Origin of the sequence: Kribbella qitaiheensis (assembly GCF_042657745.1) — a bacterium.
In the GTDB taxonomy this organism is placed as follows: Bacteria; Actinomycetota; Actinomycetes; order Propionibacteriales; family Kribbellaceae; genus Kribbella; species Kribbella qitaiheensis.
In genome coordinates this window covers 1-656 of the sequence record NZ_JBHSKE010000093.1, presented here as the reverse complement: position 1 = coordinate 656, position 656 = coordinate 1, and the positions used below count along the sequence as shown (strand labels likewise).

The window sequence follows — 656 nt, the reverse complement described above, 5'->3', positions numbered from 1 at the left end:
CGGTGAGCGCGATGAGCCCTTGTGGTGAAGGGGTTTCGGCTCGTGCGGTGGCAGTCATCACGGCGAGGAACGCATGGGCGAGCATGGCGAGGATGGTCCAGCGGTGCCACGAGGTCCAGCGACGGACCTGGTGCTCGTCCAGCCCGGTCAATCCCTTACCTGCTTGGAAGGACTCCTCGATCGTCCACCGGCGCCCGGCCACCGCGACGAGAGTGGCCAGCGGGACCGGGGTCGGTGCGTAGCAGCGGTAGAACGCGAGTTCACCGGTGCTGATCGAGCGGCGGACCAGCAGCGCCTGATCGCCGACAGTGCCACGTCCCTCGGTGTCGGCGACCGCGATGTCGATCAGGGCCCAGTCGTACCAGCGGTGCCCTTTCGCGCCGACGCCGGCGCTGAGCCGGTTCCAGGCGCGTGACGGCAGTCGGCGGGCCAGGGTCTTGGCCGGGTGTTTGCCGGCCGCTGTGGTGATCTGATGGTCGCAGGCCACCGCCAGCACGTAACCAATCGCTCGTTCCTGCAAAGCGATCCGCAGCTTGGAGTCGCCGCCATACACCTCGTCGCCAGCCACCCACGACGCCGGGACACCGGCATCCAGCGCGCGGGTGATCATCTCCCGTGCGAGCGCGGGCTTGGTGGCGAACCTGGTGTCACCAGGA

The 656-nt window shown here is 68.6% G+C and carries 1 protein-coding gene; it reads right to left on the bottom strand.

From position 1 onward, the window contains the following. A partial coding sequence (locus tag ACFPJ1_RS43285; protein WP_380112280.1) for an IS701 family transposase occupies positions 1-656 on the bottom strand: 656 nt, incomplete at both ends.